General features: G+C 58.7%; 14 protein-coding genes, 4 tRNA genes, 1 rRNA gene and 1 pseudogene. 12 read left to right on the forward strand and 8 right to left on the reverse strand.

All coding sequences use genetic code 11. The features are described 5' to 3' along the window. The first annotated feature begins 12 nt into the window (after nt 1-12). Nucleotides 13-128 (forward strand): 5S ribosomal RNA (gene rrf / locus ACF8GB_RS13485). Between the two features lie 227 nt (nt 129-355). After that, nucleotides 356-910, forward strand: coding sequence for a histidine phosphatase family protein (locus ACF8GB_RS13490; protein ID WP_078478801.1), 555 nt, complete (start codon nt 356-358; stop codon nt 908-910). Here the strand turns inward: ACF8GB_RS13490 and ACF8GB_RS13495 are convergent. From ACF8GB_RS13495 to ACF8GB_RS13510, 4 genes and pseudogenes are all read right to left on the reverse strand, one after another. Further along, the gene (locus ACF8GB_RS13495) at nt 892-1,677 is read right to left on the reverse strand and encodes a sulfite exporter TauE/SafE family protein (RefSeq protein ID WP_058603770.1); all 786 of its coding nucleotides are present in this window, start codon (nt 1,675-1,677) and stop codon (nt 892-894) included. The genes ACF8GB_RS13490 and ACF8GB_RS13495 overlap by 19 nt on opposite strands. A gap of 142 nt (nt 1,678-1,819) precedes the next feature. After that, the gene (locus ACF8GB_RS13500; protein ID WP_371259668.1) at nt 1,820-2,560 is read right to left on the reverse strand and encodes a methyl-accepting chemotaxis protein; all 741 of its coding nucleotides are present in this window, start codon (nt 2,558-2,560) and stop codon (nt 1,820-1,822) included. A 114-nt stretch (nt 2,561-2,674) separates the two neighbouring features. Continuing rightward, nucleotides 2,675-3,706: pseudogene (locus tag ACF8GB_RS13505) on the reverse strand (cache domain-containing protein); the annotation flags it as partial. 140 nt (nt 3,707-3,846) lie between these two features. Then, nucleotides 3,847-4,725, reverse strand: a complete 879-nt coding sequence (locus ACF8GB_RS13510) for a LysR family transcriptional regulator (protein WP_058637421.1) — start codon at nt 4,723-4,725, stop codon at nt 3,847-3,849. Between the two features lie 99 nt (nt 4,726-4,824). On the opposite strand from ACF8GB_RS13510, the gene ACF8GB_RS13515 reads away from it, so the two are divergent. Then, entirely contained in the window at nt 4,825-5,253 is a 429-nt protein-coding gene (locus ACF8GB_RS13515) for a PACE efflux transporter (RefSeq protein ID WP_058603773.1), read from the forward strand. A gap of 37 nt (nt 5,254-5,290) precedes the next feature. Here the strand turns inward: ACF8GB_RS13515 and ACF8GB_RS13520 are convergent, their stop codons facing one another. The 4 genes from ACF8GB_RS13520 to folD all read right to left on the reverse strand — a co-directional run bounded on the left by ACF8GB_RS13520 (nt 5,291) and on the right by folD (nt 9,502). Beyond that, complete coding sequence (locus ACF8GB_RS13520; protein ID WP_196124796.1) at nt 5,291-5,959, reverse strand: GntR family transcriptional regulator; 669 nt, start codon at nt 5,957-5,959, stop codon at nt 5,291-5,293. A gap of 15 nt (nt 5,960-5,974) precedes the next feature. Beyond that, nucleotides 5,975-6,679 carry a FadR/GntR family transcriptional regulator gene (locus tag ACF8GB_RS13525; protein ID WP_058637419.1) on the reverse strand — a complete coding sequence of 235 codons (705 nt, stop codon included), beginning with the start codon at nt 6,677-6,679 and terminating at the stop codon, nt 5,975-5,977. 44 nt (nt 6,680-6,723) lie between these two features. Continuing rightward, nucleotides 6,724-8,034, reverse strand: coding sequence for a C4-dicarboxylate transporter DctA (locus ACF8GB_RS13530; RefSeq protein ID WP_058603776.1), 1,311 nt, complete (start codon nt 8,032-8,034; stop codon nt 6,724-6,726). Nucleotides 8,035-8,644: 610 nt separating this feature from the next. Beyond that, complete coding sequence (gene folD, locus ACF8GB_RS13535) at nt 8,645-9,502, reverse strand: bifunctional methylenetetrahydrofolate dehydrogenase/methenyltetrahydrofolate cyclohydrolase FolD (RefSeq protein WP_058603777.1); 858 nt, start codon at nt 9,500-9,502, stop codon at nt 8,645-8,647. Nucleotides 9,503-9,772: 270 nt separating this feature from the next. Here folD and ACF8GB_RS13540 point away from each other — a divergent pair. The 9 genes from ACF8GB_RS13540 to lon all read left to right on the forward strand — a co-directional run bounded on the left by ACF8GB_RS13540 (nt 9,773) and on the right by lon (nt 17,054). Beyond that, nucleotides 9,773-9,849 (forward strand) — tRNA-Arg (locus tag ACF8GB_RS13540). Between the two features lie 41 nt (nt 9,850-9,890). Beyond that, nucleotides 9,891-9,966, forward strand: a tRNA-His gene (locus tag ACF8GB_RS13545). A gap of 51 nt (nt 9,967-10,017) precedes the next feature. Beyond that, nucleotides 10,018-10,102: transfer RNA gene (locus ACF8GB_RS13550), tRNA-Leu, on the forward strand. A gap of 36 nt (nt 10,103-10,138) precedes the next feature. Continuing rightward, nucleotides 10,139-10,214, forward strand: a tRNA-His gene (locus ACF8GB_RS13555). Between the two features lie 298 nt (nt 10,215-10,512). Then, on the forward strand, nt 10,513-10,812 hold the full coding sequence (locus ACF8GB_RS13560; RefSeq protein WP_058637417.1) for a DUF6388 family protein: 300 nt from the start codon (nt 10,513-10,515) through the stop codon (nt 10,810-10,812). Between the two features lie 246 nt (nt 10,813-11,058). Next, on the forward strand, nt 11,059-12,372 hold the full coding sequence (gene tig, locus ACF8GB_RS13565; RefSeq protein ID WP_058603779.1) for a trigger factor: 1,314 nt from the start codon (nt 11,059-11,061) through the stop codon (nt 12,370-12,372). A 90-nt stretch (nt 12,373-12,462) separates the two neighbouring features. Further along, nucleotides 12,463-13,104, forward strand: coding sequence for an ATP-dependent Clp endopeptidase proteolytic subunit ClpP (clpP, locus tag ACF8GB_RS13570; RefSeq protein WP_023536171.1), 642 nt, complete (start codon nt 12,463-12,465; stop codon nt 13,102-13,104). Nucleotides 13,105-13,212: 108 nt separating this feature from the next. Next, a complete protein-coding gene (clpX, locus tag ACF8GB_RS13575; RefSeq protein ID WP_023536000.1) occupies nt 13,213-14,496 on the forward strand; it encodes an ATP-dependent Clp protease ATP-binding subunit ClpX in 1,284 nt (427 codons plus the stop codon). A 161-nt stretch (nt 14,497-14,657) separates the two neighbouring features. Beyond that, nucleotides 14,658-17,054, forward strand: coding sequence for an endopeptidase La (gene lon, locus ACF8GB_RS13580; protein WP_058603780.1), 2,397 nt, complete (start codon nt 14,658-14,660; stop codon nt 17,052-17,054). The last annotated feature ends 81 nt before the right edge of the window (nt 17,055-17,135 follow it).

A 17,135-nucleotide genomic window follows, 5' to 3' on the forward strand; every position in this document is an offset into this window, starting at 1 on the left:
GCTACAGAATTTCTTGACGACCATAGAGCATTGGAACCACCTGATCCCATCCCGAACTCAGTAGTGAAACGATGCATCGCCGATGGTAGTGTGGGGTTTCCCCATGTGAGAGTAGGTCATCGTCAAGATTCATTTCGCAAAACCCCTATCTGCGTATGCAGGTAGGGGTTTTGTCTTTGGGCTGCAAAAAGTCTCAACGTTGCTTCTCCATCTGCCTGTGAGCAGGGCGTTGAAAAACAACAACTGTGTGTGATTAATGAATCATCCTGCGTAGGCTATACCGCTCCGGACGAGGTCACTAGGATGATCGCCTTCGGGGCTAACTGAATTCATTCCTACCCTCGAGGCCCAAAAGGTGAAAGCCACTCGCCTGACGATGATCTGCCATGGACTAACGCTGGCTCAAAAGCGTGGGTATTTCCCTGAACCGGAAGAGCCGCTGGTGTCCGTACCCCGCCGCTGCGTACCGCACGGTACATTTCAGATCCTGACAGCGCCGGAACAGCGCGCTCAGCAAACCGCCCTGGCCTTGGGCGATGCAACGATTGCGTCAGGATTGGCGGATTGCAACATGGGGCGATGGCAAGGGCTGGCGTTAAAGCGCGTACAAGCCGAGCAGCCGTCAGCCTTGGCCGACTGGCTGGAGAACCCCGCGAGCGAGGTGCATGGAGGGGAGTCTTTTCAAGCGCTCTGCCATCGTATGAGCGTTTGGCTGAAGGATTTTGAGCTGCCGGGTGAATGGTTCGCTGTCACTCACCCAATGGTCATGCGTGCAGTATTGGTACAGGTGCTGGGCTGCCCAATGGTGGCAGCCCAACGCATCGATGTCCTGCCATTGTCACGCATCGAATTGAGCTTCAGCGGCCAGTGGCGGTTGAGGATCAACTGCCCTCAGAACGCCAGCTTATAGCCAATCAACAGTAGCATCGCGGCCAAGCACGGGCGCAGCACGCGGTCCGATATGCGCCCGGTCAGGTGGCTACCCAGGTAGATACCCGGCAGTGATCCCAGCAGCAGGTAGCCGAGCAATGACCAGTCCATGTTACCCATGCCCGCATGACCCAGCCCAGCCACCAACGTGAGCGGGACGGCATGAGCTATCTCGGTGCCAACCAGGCGACGTGTGATCAGGAAAGGGTAGAGCAGGAAGAGGGCGACGGTGCCCAGTGCGCCAGCGCCGATGGAGGTGAGCGTTACCATGACACCCAATACGACGCCGGTCAGGACAGTCAGGGTATTGAGGCTACGATCGCTCAGATGGTAATGGTCACCGGCGTGGCGGCTAGCGAATGCCTGTAACCGCGATTTGAACAAGATAGCCAAGGCTGTGAGGATCAATACAACGGCTAGGCCCTGCTTGATGATCGCGTTTACGGCCGTGGTGTCGGTGTGCAGCGTACTGAGGAACCACAGCGTCAGTGCAGCCGCGGGAACGCTCCCCAGGCTGAGGAGCCCCGTGATCTTCCAATCGATGTTCTTGTTACGCGCATGTACCCATACGCCGCTGGCCTTGGTGATCGCCGCATAGAGCAAGTCGGTACCCACTGCCGTTGCTGGGTTGATCCCGAACCACAGCAGGATTGGCGTCATCAGCGAGCCACCGCCTACACCTGTCATGCCAACGATGAACCCTACGACCAATCCTGCAATGGTAAAACCGAAAGAACCTACATCCATACGCTACTCGACTGCCCAGCTTTGCCCGTTATCGGATGCAGCCAGCATATAGATTTTTTTATAGCCAAATAGACTTGTTCGTTATTAGGTTATAACTGGGGGCAGCCCGCATCATGGCGCTGCCCCATACGACGTTAAACAATCAGATCCGGAAACTGCCCACCAGCTGCTTCAACCGGCCGGCTTGCTGGGCCAATTGATCACAATGGCGCAGCGTTTCGTTGAGATTCTCCACACCCTGCTGGTTCAACGCATTGATCTGGGTGATATCCAGGTTGAGGCTTTCCACCACGGCAGTCTGCTCTTCGGTGGCGGTGGCCACCGACTGATTCATGCCGTCGATTTCGCCAATGCGCTGAGTCACGCTGGCAAGGCGTTCACCAGCCTGGTTGGCTACCTGGACGGTTTGCTCACTGGAAACCTGGCTAGTATTCATCGTATGCACCGCCTCGCGTGAGCCGACCTGCAGGCCGGTAATCATTCGATGGATTTCCTCGGCCGACTCCTGCGTACGGTGGGCAAGATTTCGCACTTCATCAGCCACAACGGCAAAGCCACGGCCGGCCTCGCCAGCGCGAGCGGCTTCGATGGCCGCGTTCAAGGCCAACAAGTTGGTTTGCTGAGAAATGCCCTTGATCACATCCAGGATCTTGCCAATTTCGTCGGTGCTGGCGTTCAGGGTTTCGATTTGTGCACACGATTCGCTGATGCGCTGCGACAGCGAGGTCATGGCGCTGATCGCTTCCTCCACCACGGCACGCCCATCGTGGGCCTGCTCACTGGCGCCGCTCGCATGCTGCGATGCATCGGCTGCGTTACGCGCGATTTCCTGGGTCGCGGCGCCCAGTTCATTGATCGCTGCCGCCACGCTGTTGGTGCGCATGCTTTGTTCTTCAGAACCGTTGATGGAGGCATTGGAAGCGCTGACGACTTTTTCAGACAGGTCGTGGACCAGCCGTGTGGCCGAGGACACCTCGCTGATGGAGGCATGGATACGTTCAACGAAGCGGTTGAAAGAAGTAGCCAACTCGCCGAACTCATCCTGATGCTGCACCGCCAACCGGCGGGTCAGGTCACCTTCGCCTTCGGCGATGTCACGCATGGCGCGTCCCATGGCGGTCAAGGGGCGCATCAGCACCGGAATCAGCAGGCCAAGCAGGCCTGCGATGGCAGCGACCGCGATGAGCATGGCGATCAGTGCCGAAGTACGGAACTGGCTCAGGGCTGCATAAGCCTTGTCCTTGTCGATCGAAAGACCGATGTACCACTTGGCCGAGGGCAGGCCGGCCACTGGCGCAAATGAGATCAAGCGTTCCTGGCCATTGAGCACGACGTCCTGCATACCCGGTGCAACGCGCAGGTTGGTTCCAGGGTAGATGTCCTTGAGGTTTTTCATGACCTGGTCTTTGTCAGGACTGACGATCACCTGGCCATCGCTGTCGGCGAGGAAGGCGTGGCCTATGCCGCCAAAGTCGACACTGTTGATGATTTCGACCAGTGTATCGAGGCTGACGTCGCCGCCCACTACACCGAGCAGCTCGCCGTTTGACCGGCTTTTGACCGGGATGGCTACCGTGACCACCAGGCCACCCACAGCCGCTTGATAGGGCGGCGTCAGCAAGGTCTGGCCGGCGTTGGCAGCTGCGCTGTACCAAGGGCGTTTGCGTGGATCATAGTCTGCAGGCATTTGCGCATCCGGGCGCTGCGTGAATAGCCCGTTGGCCTGGCCCATGTAGGTGAAGAGGAAGTTGCGCGTATAGGAAGGCTGATCCACCAGGCCAGCGAGGGTATCCCCCGTTCCGAGCTGGGCGATGTCTTGCGCCAGGTTTTCCAGTACAAGAATGCGCCCGCTCATCCAGTTCTGCACGCTGCTGGCGGTCAATGCGCCGGATTGTTCCACCGATGCCTCGATGTTCTGCCGGATCGTATTGCGTTGCAGGTAATCGTTGTACAGCGTGAACAAGGCGAATGCCAATACCACTACGCCGCTGGCGCTGAGCAGAATCTTGTGGCGAAATTTCAGGTTCATGTTTCGAGACCTTGAGCCATTAACGGGAGGGCACAGCGCGGGTGTGGTGCGCTGTCAGCCCTGTCCAAAGGGGTATCGGCGTGGCGGGTAAAAGGTTGATACGCCTACGGAAATTTCTCACAGCTTTCGACAAGCGGCGATCACCTCAAGGCCAGCCGCTCGACCAGCATCCTGGCAGCCTTGAGCAGCGGTTGCTGCTTACGCCAGAACACATGCACCGGGAGTTGCAGCTCGTTGCGCGTGTTCTGGAAGGCCAAACGTTTCAGGCGGCCTGCGTCCAGCAGCGGCGCGACCCTGGACAGCGGCAGATCACCCCAGCCCAGGCCTGCCTCGACCATCTGCAAGGCGAAATCGAAGCTGTCGGTCGTCCAATGGGTGGCACCAATGACCATGCGCGGGTCGGTCAACGGCAGGTCGCGGCTGCGTACCAGGATCTGCCGCACGCCTGTAAGGTCTTCGAGGTTCTGGATTACACCAGACCGTGCGGCCGGATGATGAGGAGCAAGGGTCGCCACCAGAGACTCGACGCCAATCAGCTGAAACCCGCGCTGCGGGTCGACGTGAAGACCTGCAAATGCCACGCACAGGTCGGCCCGACCGCTGTCCAGCAAATCCAGCGCTTGTTCTTGCGGCGCACTCAGTATCGCGACTTCGAGCAATGGATAACGTTGGCCGAGCTCGGCAATGGCCGCTATTAGCAACTGCTGATCGACGTCCGGCACCACCGCCAGGGTCAGGTTGCTTTCCAGGCCCTCGGAGAGCTCTACGGCATGCACTTGCAGCAAACCCAACTGCTCGGCAATCAGCCGCGCATGGGGCTCAAGCGCAAGGGCTTGGACTGTGGGTCGAACATCGCGAGCTCCGCGCTGGAACAGGCTGTAGCCCAGCTCGGCCTCCAGGTTGCCGATTGCCATGCTGACCGCCGAGGGCACGCGCTGCAGGCTGCGCGCGGCGGCAGAGAATGAGCCTTTGTCCAGCACGGTGAGAAAAACCTGGATAGTTTCACTGGTAAATGACACACGCTTCTCCTGTCAGTCAGGCTGAAAGCTGCTGACTTTTGTTGTCAGATGTAATGACGCACTATACCCGGCCCAAGCTATTTAGATGAGGTCGATGCAGTGCAGGGTTTGAAGCGCAAACTGGTTTATGTGACGTTTTACGAGTTGATCGGCCTGTGCATGTCCACCTTGGGTCTTGCCTACCTGTCCGACACCCAGGCTTCTCACACGGGGCCGCTCGCGGTGATGATCACCACCATCGCCATGATCTGGAACCTGGTCTACAACACGCTGTTTGAATATTGGGAAAGCCGGCAAGCCACACGAGGGCGCAGCGTGGCTCGGCGCGTAGTGCACGCAGTAGGGTTTCAGCTGACCCTCGTGATCTACCTGATTCCGCTGATCGCGTGGTGGTTGGACATGAGCCTGCTCGATGCGCTGCTGGTGGACATGGCATTCATCGTGCTGGTGCCTTGCTATACCTTTGCCTACAACTGGGCTTTCGACAAAATGTTCGGCCTGCCCAGTTCGGCAATGGCAGCAACTTGAGGCGCTGCTGTCAGCAGGTTCGCTGAAATCACCTGGCTCAGTCCAGTCGAAGCTTGGCTTCAAGCCGGTCAAGGTGCTCGTTCATCAGGGCGAGGGCGGACTGTGCATCGCCTCGCTCGAGCGCCTCAATCAGCGCTGCATGTTCTTGCCAGGCGCAATGGTCACAGCACGGTGACTCGTATCGCGCGATGATAAGGGACGTCATGGGCACCAACCCATTGAGAAAGCGCGACAACGGAGCATTGTCCGCCACCTGGGCCAGTTTCAGGTGAAACTCACCACCCAGACGTATAGCGGCGCAGCGTTCGCCCTTTTCATGATGCACGCGTTCACGCTCGACCAATTGGCGCAGCTGCTTGAGTTGCTCGGGGCGGGCGCGTTCGACGGCCAGGGTTATCAGCGTGGTTTCGGCAAGCCGGCGCGCGCTCAGTACCTGACGTGCCTGATTCGGATCGGGCGCAACCAGATGAGCCGTATGGCTTGGGCGTTGTACTACTACTTGCTGGTCGCTCAAGCGGCCTAGCACTCGGCGGATGACCGTACGGCTCACGCCAAATGCCTGGCCCAGCGCTTGCTCTGGCAGCAAAGTGCCAGGCGGCAGGCGTTGCTCCAGAATGGCATCGAACAACCGTGGGTAGATCTGTTCGGCGCAAAGCCGGGTCTCACCGGCTGCAAGCAGGTCGGGCAGGTGATGTGCACCCTTCATGATTGCTCTCCTGGATTATGGGTGCCGATGTTCGTCCGGCACATTGAGCGCAATGCCCATGCGCAAACCCTCGGCGAGAATGTGTTGCCGCATCTGGGTGCTGGCCTGGGTGCTATTGCGCTCACGAATCGCCCGCACCACGGCTTCGTTTTCCTTGAGACGGGCAGCCAGGTGCTCGGGTGAATTGCGCAGCATGTCCGCGCTTTGCTTCAGGGCAATGCCCGTTTGCTGTACGACGCTCTGGAAAATGGGGTTGGTGGTCAGGGCAAACAGCGCCTGGTGGAATGCAATGTAAGCGTTCATGCCCGCTTCGCTGTCATCGGCCTCAAGGGCTTCACGCATGTCCATCAAGGTCAACCGTAACTGGCCGATGTCCTGGCTGTTGGCCGACTGGGCCACCAGTCCGACGATGAAGGGTTCGAGGGTATAGCGCAGTTCAAGCACATCGGCGAGGCTGGCCTGTGCACTGGCAGTGGGCGCCGAAGCCGAGGTAGCTGTATCGGCATCCAGCACCAGCACACCTTTGCCTGGCAAAGCGCGCACCAGCCCAAGGGTCTCGAGCACGATGACCGCCTCACGCAGGCTCGGGCGGCTGATGCCCAATTGTTCGGCCAATTCTCGCTGGCCAGGGAGCATGTCGCCACTGCGCCATTGGCCACGGGCGAGGGCTTGACGCAGCTTTTCCACCACAGCGTTGACGACGGTTGATGAGCTGATCACGTTTCGCTCCTTCAGGGGCCGGCATGCGAGCCGGCCCTTTTCTTTCAGAATTCCTGTTGGTGGGCTGCAGGCTGCTTACGCGGGTTGTGCGCAAAGCCAGGCTTGCCGTCGAGCACGTTCTGAGCGCGCTCCAGGTCGATGTCTTTTTCCCAGCGGGCGATGGCCACGGTGGCAACGCAATTGCCAATCAGGTTGGTCAACGCGCGTCCGATGCCCATGAACCAATCCACAGCGAGTACCAGTACCAAGCCCACCACCGGGATCGCAGGGACTGCAGTCAGTGTCGCGGCAAGTATCACCAGCGCCGAGCCTGGAATCCCATGCGCGCCCTTGGACGTGACCAGTGAAACCAGCAAGATCGTCAGCAGGTCTGTCATCGCCAGGGGCGTACCGGTGGCATTGGCGATGAAGACAATGGCCAAGGTCAGGTAGATGGAGAAACCATCAAGGTTAAAGGAATAGCCGGTTGGAATCACCAGCCCGACCGTTGAGCTGCCGATGCCCAGGTGTTCGAGCTTGCGCATGATCTGCGGTAGCACGGCATCGGAAGAAGCCGTACCCAGGACGATGGTCAGCTCTTCGCGCAAATACTTGATCAGGGGCAGCAATTTCAGCCCCGACAAACGCATGACGGTACCCAGCACGATCAGCACGAACCCTGCGCAGGTGAGGTAGAACAACGCCACCAGGCCGCCCAGATGCTGGAGTGACTCCAGGCCGTACTTGCTGGTCGTGAAGGCGATGGCGCCGAACACGCCAATGGGCGCCAGACGCACGATCATGCCCATGATGCGGAAGATCACATGGCTAAGCTCGTTGATCAGCCGCGAAATGCCCGCAGCCGAATCGCCCACCAGGTTGAGCGCGCTGCCGAACAGTACCGAGAACAACAGTACCTGCAGGATGTTGTTGTCAGCAAAGGCACCTACCACCGAAGTGGGGATCAGGTCCATAAAGAACGCTGTGGCGCCATGGATATGCTGACCACGCTCGGCCAGGCTGTTGGCATCAGCGCCGGACAACTGGTCGAGGTGGATGTTGGCGCCGCTACCGATACCACTGGTGAACGCGAACACCAGGCCGATGACCAGCGCCAGCGTGGTCAGCACTTCGAAATAGATGACCGATTTGAGGCCGATGCGACCGACCTTCTTCAGGTCACCGGCACCGGAAATGCCGCTGACCACTACGCAAAAGACGATCAGGCCGATCAGCATCTTGATCAGCTTGATGAAGCCATCGCCGAGGGGTTTGAGCTGCAAGGAAAGGTCGGGGAAACTCAGGCCGCAGGCAACGCCAAGGGCCAGGCCCAGCACGACTTGAAGGAAGATCGAACGCGAGCACCATTTGAGCATGGGAGTGATCTCAGGTCGGTGTCCTTGCTTCGTTGGCCGCACGGGGCAAATGAGCGCAGGACTTAATTATTGTGGTCTTACCGGTTTGTTCAGCGCTTGGCCATAAAACGCCTATTTTCGGCGCAGTGCAAGCTTTTTTGGCCTTACCGGTCTGACCAGTCATGGTGCATGTAAACGCTCAATGCTCTGTTGGAGTGCAGTAAGTATCAGCTCACCCATCAGAGGGCCTAGCGCTCAGGCAACATGCTACAGGCAGCAATAAGCTTGCCATGGAGGGCAGCATTCAACGCGAAAGCGTTTTAGATACAGACCCCAAGGGGATGTGATGAGGCTTGCGCAGGCCCGCGGGTTTAGCGCATCTGTGGTTATTGGAAACCCAATGGGGCAATGGATTGTTAGCTGACCCATGTAGTGCCAATTGTCACGCGCTGGCAGGTGGAGCCGAGAGGAGTCTGGCGTTCGATATCAGAGGTGCGCGATTAGCGGTGACTAAACGCAGCGGCAGGGCGGGCAGGCTGGCCAATAATCGAATTCGCCTGAATGAGGATGGGGCGGTAGATAACCGCCCGTCGCTCAAGCAATGACGGCAGGGCCGCCATGCTCGCTTGCCTCAATCGCCGTGAAGCGTTTCGGCCGCATACAAGGTGTTTTCCAACAGGCAGGCGCGGGTCATCGGCCCTACGCCGCCTGGCACCGGAGTGATCCAGCCAGCACGGGGAAGGGCGGTTTCGTAGACGACATCGCCCACCAGCTTGCCATCCTCCTGACGGTTGATACCGACGTCGATGACGATGGCACCTTCCTTGATCCATTCACCCTTGACCAACCCAGGCTTGCCGGCGGCAACGACCACCAGGTCCGCGCGCCCGACATGCCCTGCCAGGTCCTGGGTGAAGCGATGGCACACGGTGATCGTACAGCCGCTGAGCAACAACTCCAGCGCCATTGGCCGGCCAACGATGTTCGAGGCCCCGACGATCACGGCATTCATGCCGTACAGGTCCTGCCCGGTGCTCTGGAGCAGGGTCATGATGCCCTTGGGTGTGCAGGGGCGCAGCAGCGGGATGCGCTGTGCGAGGCGACCAACGTTATAGGGGTGGAAGCCGTCCACATCCTTGTCCGGGCGGATGCGCTCGAGCAGCAACGACGCGTCGAGGTGCGCGGGCAGCGGCAGTTGGAGCAGGATGCCGTCAATGGACGGGTCGTCATTGAGGCGATCGATCAGTTCAGTAAGCGCTTCTTGCGTGGTGTGGCTAGGCAGGTCGAAGGCCTGCGACAGGAAGCCTACTTCTTCGCAATCCTTGCGCTTGTGCGAGACGTAGACCTGGGAGGCAGGGTCGGTGCCGACCAGAATCACTGCCAGGCCCGGCGTGCGCAGGCCCTCCTGGCGCCGCTGCGCGACACGTTGAGCGATTTGCTGGCGCAGCTTGGCGGCAATCGCCTTGCCATCGATTAGTTGTGCAGTCATAGACGCGTGATTAACCATCGGAAGGGGAACAATAAAGAACGCGTATTCTCGCACGACATGGCTGGAGGGCAAAGGCGGGCGGTCGGGCAAATGCCCTAACCCCTTCAATAATTTAAATTTTTTTTAGAAAGTTGTTGACGACCCCAGGGGTCGGCTATAAGATTCGCCGCACTTGTCGGGCACAGCCTAGCACTGGTTGGCGAAGTCGGGCAGAATGAGTCGTTTGGCAGTGAGCTGTCAGTGTCTTGTTCGGTTAGGCTTCAAGCTTAAGCGCCCGTAGCTCAGCTGGATAGAGCATCCGCCTTCTAAGCGGATGGTCGCAGGTTCGAGTCCTGCCGGGTGCGCCACTTAGGCAGCTTTGGCAAGCAAGGTGTTTGAACGCGTTATGGTGGGCGTAGCTCAGTTGGTAGAGCGCTGGATTGTGATTCCAGTTGTCGTGGGTTCGATTCCCATCGTCCACCCCATATTCTTCGAAGGCGCCGCGCGGTAACTGGCGCCTTTGTTTTAAGCGTTACGCGGACGTGGTGAAATTGGTAGACACACTGGATTTAGGTTCCAGCGGCGCAAGCTGTAAGAGTTCGAGTCTCTTCGTCCGCACCATGCTTCAGTCAGGCAGTACCGTTACACCGCAATATGGTGGGCGTAGCTCAGTTGGTAGAGCGCTGGATTGTGATTCCAGTTGTCGTGGGTTCGATTCCCATCGTCCACCCCATCTTTAATACGAAAGGCGCCTTGATCGCGAGATCGGGCGCCTTTTGTTTTTTGGTGCGCCCGGATCCTGTGTGGGTGTTCGACCCGGTCGATCCTGTGATGATCAGGTCGGTCAACGCGCTGGACTGGCTCGCTCCCAGGCACCCGGCTTGCCTAATGGCTCGGCAGCGCTGCCTCGGGCCGTGGCGTCAGTATTTATTGCAGGCCGCCCTTGCAATCCGCTGGTTTCGTCCCAATAAAAGCTGATAGATTTCAGCCGGTTGAAACCCGATGAAGCGGGAAGTACCAGGACATAGCCAATGATCGCAAAAGAAGCCCGCCAGGCTGCCGCGCTGCAGCGTTTCGCCGAAGCGAACCCTCACTTGCTCGAAGAGATCCGCGCGCTGGATGCGCGTGAGCAGGCGCAGCAAATTCAATGGGCGTTCGAGGATGCCGCTGAAGAGCAAGGTATCCAGCCCTGGGAGCTCGCACTTGAGCTGATCGCCGAAACCCCGGAACAATTGCGGGTCATGCGCCTTGAGACCCACCGGGAGGTGGCCGATGCGCTGGGGTTGTCCTGGGAGGAGTACTGCGAGTTCAACGAGATAGAGCCCGAATAAGGGGCGTGCAGTTCAAGGTGTATTTGTTGAGCAAGATGTTGCGGCAAGTGATCGTTGCAATGTCTGGCCAGGCTTCTTGGAAACAGGTCGCGCGGTTCGCCGTGCGGCCCTTGAAAGTTAATCGACCGGCGTTGTTTCAGGTCGTCCCGAGTGGGGTGACTTCTGCTGCGCGACTCACTAGAATGCTTGCCCTTGATTCTGGAGTCGGGCTAACGCCGGCTAACGTCTGTGCAACGAGGAATATCCATGCAAGTTTCTGTTGAAAACACTTCCGCTCTCGAGCGCCGCATGACCATCGCCGTTCCGGCTGAGCGCGTCGAGAACGAAGTCAACAAGCGTCTGCAGCAGACTGCCAAGCGCGCCAAGGTTGCCGGCTTCCGCCCCGGCAAGGTGCCCATGAGCGTGATCCGTCAGCGCTTCGAGGCCGATGCCCGCCAGGAAGCCTTCGGTGATCTGGTTCAGGCTTCCTTCTACGAAGCCATTGTCGAGCAGAAACTGAACCCTGCCGGCGCGCCGTCCGTGGAACCGAAGTCGTTCGAAAAAGGCAAGGACCTGGAGTTCGTCGCGATCTTCGAAGTATTCCCGGAGTTCACCGTTGCCGGCCTCGAGTCGATCACCGTCGAGCGCCTGAGCGCCGAAGTCGCCGATTCTGACCTGGACAAGATGCTGGAAGTGCTGCGCAAGCAGAACACGCGCTTCGAAGCCGTCGAGCGCGCCGCGCAAACCGATGATCAGCTCAACATCGACTTCGTTGGCAAGGTTGACGGTGAAACGTTCGCCGGTGGCTCGGCCAAAGGTACCCAGTTGGTGCTGGGCTCCGGCCGCATGATCCCAGGCTTCGAAGACGGCCTGGTCGGCGCCAAGGCTGGCGAAGAGCGCGTCGTCAACGTGACCTTCCCAGAGGACTACCAGAACTTGGACCTGGCCGGCAAGGCCGCCGAGTTCACCATTACCGTCAACAGCGTGTCGGCCCCTGTGCTGCCTGAGCTGAACGAAGCGTTCTTCGCCCAGTTCGGTATCAAGGAATCGACCCTGGAAGGCTTCCGCGCCGAAGTTCGTAAGAACATGGAGCGTGAGCTGCGCCAAGCCATCAAGACCAAGGTCAAGAACCAGGTCATGGACGGTCTGCTGGCTGCCAATCCGATCGAAGCGCCAAAGGCTTTGCTGGAAAACGAAGTCAATCGTCTGCGCGTGCAGGCGGTTCAGCAGTTCGGTGGCAACATCAAGCCTGAGCAATTGCCGGCCGAGCTGTTCGAAGAGCAAGCCAAGCGCCGTGTTGCGCTGGGCCTGATCGTGGCAGAAGTGGTCAAGCAATACGACCTCAAGCCAGACGATGCCAAGGTTCGCGAGATGATCGAGGAGATGGCTTCGGCCTACCAGGAGCCTGAGCAAGTCATCGCCTGGTACTACAAGAACGACCAGCAGATGAACGAAGTGCGTTCGGTTGTGCTTGAAGAACAAGTTGTGGATACTGTTCTGCAGAAAGCGACTGTGACTGACAAGTCGGTCTCGTATGAAGAGGCCGTCAAGCCAGCCCAGGCACCTGACGAAGCCGAGTAAGCGGTCTTTTCGCAGGAAGCCCCCACAAGCCAGCCTTCGCGCTGGCTTGTGTGTATTCAAGCCATGACTATTTGGGAGTGAGCGCAGGACATGTCCCGCAATTCTTTTATTCAGCAGAGCTCTGACATCCAGGCTGCAGGCGGCCTGGTCCCTATGGTTATCGAGCAGTCCGCCCGTGGCGAACGCGCCTACGACATCTACTCGCGCCTCCTGAAGGAGCGCGTGATCTTCCTGGTTGGCCCGGTCGAAGACTACATGGCCAATCTCGTCGTCGCACAGATGCTGTTCCTTGAGGCGGAAAACCCGGACAAGGATATCCATCTGTACATCAACTCGCCGGGTGGGTCCGTAACCGCCGGCATGTCGATCTACGACACCATGCAGTTCATCAAGCCGGACGTATCGACCATCTGCATCGGCCAGGCCTGCAGCATGGGTGCGTTCCTGCTCGCTGCCGGTGCCAAGGGCAAGCGTCACTGCCTGCCGAACTCGCGTGTGATGATTCACCAGCCCTTGGGCGGGTTCCAGGGCCAGGCTACCGATATCGAAATCCATGCCCAGGAAATCCTGAACATCAAGGCGCGCCTGAACGAGCTTCTGGCGTACCACACCGGTCAGGATCTGGAGACCATCAAGCGCGACACCGAGCGCGACAACTTCATGAGCGCCTCGCGCGCAGCCGAGTACGGCCTGATCGACTCGGTATACGACAAGCGGCAACTGGCTTCCTGAAGCGGGAGGCCAGGGCAGGTAGGCGCATGATGCGCCTGCCTGCGGACTTGAAAAAGCCCGCAATTGCCTTCATCTTGTGTTGCAAGCCTACCGGATTGGATCGATCGAATGACTGACACCCGTAACGGCGAGGACAGCGGCAAATTGCTTTATTGCTCCTTCTGCGGCAAAAGCCAGCACGAAGTGCGCAAACTGATTGCCGGGCCCTCGGTATTTATCTGCGACGAGTGCGTCGACCTGTGCAATGACATCATCCGCGAGGAGGTGCAGGAAGCTCAGGCCGAAAGCAGCGCGCACAAATTGCCTTCGCCGAAAGAAATCAGCGGTATCCTCGACCAGTACGTCATTGGTCAGGAACGCGCGAAAAAGGTGCTTGCCGTGGCGGTTTACAACCACTACAAGCGCTTGAACCAGCGTGACAAGAAGGGTGACGATGTCGAGCTGGGCAAGAGCAATATCCTGCTCATCGGCCCGACGGGCTCGGGTAAGACCTTGCTCGCCGAAACCCTCGCGCGCTTGTTGAACGTACCGTTCACAATCGCGGACGCCACCACCCTGACCGAAGCTGGTTATGTGGGTGAGGACGTTGAGAACATCATTCAGAAACTGCTGCAGAAGTGCGACTACGATGTGGAAAAGGCCCAGATGGGTATCGTCTACATCGACGAAATCGACAAGATTTCGCGCAAGTCGGATAACCCGTCCATCACCCGTGATGTTTCGGGTGAAGGTGTGCAGCAAGCCTTGCTCAAGCTCATCGAGGGCACCGTTGCCTCCGTACCTCCACAGGGCGGTCGCAAGCACCCGCAACAGGAATTTTTGCAGGTTGATACCCGTAATATCCTGTTCATCTGCGGTGGCGCGTTCTCTGGCCTCGAAAAGGTCATTCAGAACCGCTCCACCAAAGGTGGTATGGGCTTTGGTGCTGAAGTGCGCAGCAAGGAGGAGGGCAAGAAAGTCGGCGAATCTCTGCGTGAGGTCGAGCCTGACGACTTGGTCAAGTTTGGCCTGATCCCCGAGTTCGTGGGGCGCTTGCCCGTGTTGGCAACGCTTGATGAGCTGGACGAAGCAGCGCTTATCCAGATTTTGACCGAGCCCAAGAACGCGCTGACCAAGCAGTATGCCAAGCTGTTCGAGATGGAAAGCGTCGACCTCGAGTTCCGCAGCGATGCGCTCAAGGCCGTTGCTCGCAAAGCTCTGGAGCGCAAGACTGGCGCCCGTGGCTTGCGTTCCATCTTGGAAGGGGTGCTGCTCGACACCATGTACGAGATTCCCTCTGCGAAGGAAGTCAGCAAGGTGGTGATCGATGAAAGCGTCATCGAGGGTACCTCGCAGCCGCTGATGATCTACGAGAACAGCGAGCCGCAAGCCAAGGCAGCGCCTGACGCCTGATTCAGGGCAGGTCGCCTGACCGCGTAGCACAGAGGGGGCCTAGGGCCCCCTTTTTGCTTTTCCTGCGCCAGCGCTTGTAATTTCGCGGGTGTACCCCCACATTAGGTCCAAACATCAATTCCACGGTTTCCGGCCACTAAGGCCGCTGTAGAGGCGAAATCATGAAGACCACCCTCGACTTGCCTCTTTTGCCATTGCGCGACGTCGTTGTTTACCCGCACATGGTCATCCCGCTGTTTGTGGGGCGTGAGAAATCCATCGAGGCCCTCGAAGCCGCGATGACGGGCGAAAAGCAGATTCTCCTGCTCGCCCAGAAAAACCCGGCTGATGATGATCCGGGCGAAGACGCGCTATACCGCGTTGGTACCGTAGCTACCGTGCTCCAGCTGCTGAAACTGCCTGACGGTACCGTTAAAGTGCTGGTCGAAGGCGAGCAGCGGGGTACTGTCGAGCGCTTCAGTGAAGTCGACGGCCATGTGCGCGCTGAAGTGTCGCTGATCGACGAGACCGAGGCTGTCGAGCGCGAGTCGGAAGTTTTCGTGCGCACACTGCTTTCGCAGTTCGAGCAGTACGTGCAACTGGGCAAGAAAGTGCCAGCCGAAGTGATGTCCTCGCTCAATAGCATCGATGAGCCCGGGCGCCTGGTCGACACCATGGCTGCCCACATGGCCCTGAAGATCGAGCAGAAACAGGAAATTCTGGAAATCGTCGACCTGCCAACGCGGGTCGAGCATGTCCTGGCATTGCTCGATGCCGAGATCGACCTGCTGCAGGTCGAAAAGCGCATCCGCGGCCGGGTGAAAAAGCAGATGGAGCGCAGCCAGCGCGAGTACTACCTGAATGAGCAGATGAAGGCCATTCAGAAAGAGCTTGGCGATGGTGATGAGGGTCACAACGAGCTCGAGGAGCTGAAAAAGCGTATCGAAGCCGCTGGCCTGCCCAAGGACGCCATGACCAAGGCCCAGGCCGAGCTGAACAAGCTCAAGCAGATGTCGCCGATGTCGGCTGAGGCCACCGTGGTGCGGTCCTACCTGGACTGGCTGGTTCAGGTGCCTTGGAAAGCCCAGAGCAAAGTGCGCCTGGACCTTGCCAAGGCCGAAGACATTCTCGATGCAGACCACTACGGTCTGGAAGAGGTCAAGGACCGTATTCTCGAGTACCTTGCCGTGCAAAAGCGCGTCAAGAAAATCCGTGGTCCGGTGCTGTGCCTGGTTGGTCCACCTGGCGTGGGCAAGACGTCCCTGGCCGAATCCATCGCCGCTGCGACCAACCGCAAATTCGTGCGCATGGCCTTGGGCGGGGTACGAGATGAAGCTGAAATCCGTGGCCATCGCCGGACCTACATCGGATCCATGCCCGGGCGGCTGATTCAGAAGATGACCAAAGTGGGCGTGCGTAACCCGCTGTTCCTGCTCGATGAAATCGACAAAATGGGCAGCGACATGCGCGGCGACCCGGCCTCGGCACTGCTGGAGGTGCTGGACCCCGAGCAGAACCACAACTTCAACGATCACTACCTGGAGGTCGATTACGACCTGTCGGACGTGATGTTCCTGTGCACCTCCAACTCGATGAATATCCCGCCAGCATTGCTGGACCGGATGGAGATCATTCGTCTTCCGGGTTACACCGAAGATGAAAAAATCAACATCGCAGTCAAATACTTGGTGCCCAAGCAGGTCAAGGCAAACGGCCTGAAAAAAGAAGAGCTGGAGATCGATGTCTCGGCCATCCGCGACATCATTCGTTACTACACGCGCGAGGCGGGTGTGCGCGGTCTTGAACGTCAGATTGCCAAGGTCTGCCGCAAGGTCGTCAAGGAGCACGCAGGGCAGAAGCAGGTCAAGGTCAAGGTCGCCGGCGAGCAGCTCGAACACCTGCTGGGCGTGCGCAAGTTCCGCTACGGCCTTGCCGAGCAGCAGGACCAGATCGGCCAGGTGACGGGTCTGGCGTGGACGCAAGTGGGGGGCGAGTTGCTCACCATCGAGTCCGTGGTCATTCCTGGCAAAGGTCAGTTGATCAAAACCGGCTCGCTCGGTGACGTCATGGTCGAGTCGATTACGGCTGCGCAGACAGTGGTGCGTAGCCGCGCCCGCAGCCTGGGGATCGCAGCCGACTTCCATGAAAAGCACGACGTTCACATTCATATGCCCGAAGGCGCCACCCCCAAGGATGGCCCAAGTGCAGGTATCGGTATGTGCACCGCGCTGGTGTCGGCCCTGACTCAAATACCCGTACGTGCGGATGTGGCGATGACAGGCGAAATCACGTTGCGTGGCCAGGTTCTGGCCATTGGCGGGCTCAAGGAAAAACTGCTGGCCGCTCACCGGGGCGGCATCAAGACGGTGATCATTCCTGAGGAGAACGTGCGCGACCTCAAGGAAATTCCAGAAAATATTAAACAGGATCTGCAGATCAAACCGGTCAAATGGATTGACGAAGTCCTGCAAATTGCGCTGCAATACGCCCCGGAGCCCTTGCCAGATGTGGCTTCCGACATTGTCGCGAAGGACGATAAGCGCGACACTGAGGCAAAGGAAAGAATTAGCACGCACTAGCAGTTTTAGTCTGGGGGGCTTTCTTGACAGTATTTTCGGCGCCTTGCTATAAAGCGGCACGTTATTGTCATCAGGCCACCC

It is taken from the genome of Pseudomonas sp. xss_4, assembly GCF_043104125.1.
GTDB lineage: Bacteria > Pseudomonadota > Gammaproteobacteria > Pseudomonadales > Pseudomonadaceae > Aquipseudomonas > Aquipseudomonas parafulva_B.

What these genes read in the sequence shown, in the direction of transcription:
- ACF8GB_RS13495 (WP_058603770.1), bottom strand. Translation starts at nt 1,677, where the DNA reads ATGGATGTAGGTTCTTTCGGTTTTACCATTGCAGGATTGGTCGTAGGG.
- ACF8GB_RS13500 (WP_371259668.1), bottom strand. Translation starts at nt 2,560, where the DNA reads ATGCGCACCAACAGCGTGGCGGCAGCGATCAATGAACTGGGCGCCGCG.
- ACF8GB_RS13520 (WP_196124796.1), bottom strand. Translation starts at nt 5,959, where the DNA reads ATGAAGGGTGCACATCACCTGCCCGACCTGCTTGCAGCCGGTGAGACC.
- ACF8GB_RS13530 (WP_058603776.1), bottom strand. Translation starts at nt 8,034, where the DNA reads ATGCTCAAATGGTGCTCGCGTTCGATCTTCCTTCAAGTCGTGCTGGGC.
- folD (WP_058603777.1), bottom strand. Translation starts at nt 9,502, where the DNA reads ATGACTGCACAACTAATCGATGGCAAGGCGATTGCCGCCAAGCTGCGC.
- ACF8GB_RS13560 (WP_058637417.1), top strand. Translation starts at nt 10,513, where the DNA reads ATGATCGCAAAAGAAGCCCGCCAGGCTGCCGCGCTGCAGCGTTTCGCC.
- tig (WP_058603779.1), top strand. Translation starts at nt 11,059, where the DNA reads ATGCAAGTTTCTGTTGAAAACACTTCCGCTCTCGAGCGCCGCATGACC.
- clpP (WP_023536171.1), top strand. Translation starts at nt 12,463, where the DNA reads ATGTCCCGCAATTCTTTTATTCAGCAGAGCTCTGACATCCAGGCTGCA.
- clpX (WP_023536000.1), top strand. Translation starts at nt 13,213, where the DNA reads ATGACTGACACCCGTAACGGCGAGGACAGCGGCAAATTGCTTTATTGC.
- lon (WP_058603780.1), top strand. Translation starts at nt 14,658, where the DNA reads ATGAAGACCACCCTCGACTTGCCTCTTTTGCCATTGCGCGACGTCGTT.